This is a genomic window from Pseudomonas sp. EA_65y_Pfl1_P113 (genome assembly GCF_963970525.1).
Taxonomy (GTDB): domain Bacteria; phylum Pseudomonadota; class Gammaproteobacteria; order Pseudomonadales; family Pseudomonadaceae; genus Aquipseudomonas; species Aquipseudomonas tritici.
The window spans coordinates 1-505 of sequence record NZ_CAXAQM010000391.1 but is presented as its reverse complement, the minus strand read 5'-3'; the positions used below and the strand labels follow the sequence as shown (position 1 = coordinate 505).

1 pseudogene is annotated in these 505 nt (G+C 70.1%); it reads right to left on the bottom strand.

The features are described 5' to 3' along the window. Positions 1–505 (bottom strand): annotated as a pseudogene (locus AACY52_RS30215) (hypothetical protein); the annotation flags it as partial.

Here is a 505-nt window from a genome sequence, read left to right as displayed (position 1 = left end):
GGTCGACATGCTGGGCGTAGAGCGGCAACCCCTCGCGCGCGAGCCGATCGGCAATGCGAGCATGGACGCCGCGCAACCGCCGGATCGCGGTGAACAGGCCCAACATCCCGCCGCCGCTCGCCACGCCGAGCCGCGCATAGGCATTGGCGAGCGCGCCCATGTCGCCGCGCTTCACATCGGTGACGATCAGCACCTCGGCCTGCGACGCATAATCGAACGGTGATGGTGCCTCGAACCGGCTCGCGCCGCGCAGCAGATGCGTCGCCCCGGTGCGCGCCTCCGCCACGTCCCAATCGCCGCCGCCGCGCAAGGTTGCCGAGGTTACCAGCACGCCATGCGCGGGTTTCAGCACGGTCTCGGCAAAGGGCCGCGTCGGATCGAGCCAATGGCGGTGCAGGCCGACATCATAATCGCGCCCCTCGACGCGATCGACCGCCATCCAGTCGACGAAATCCGGCGAGGCGGGGCCACCGATTCGCGCGAGCAGCGACAGCCACGCCGCCAC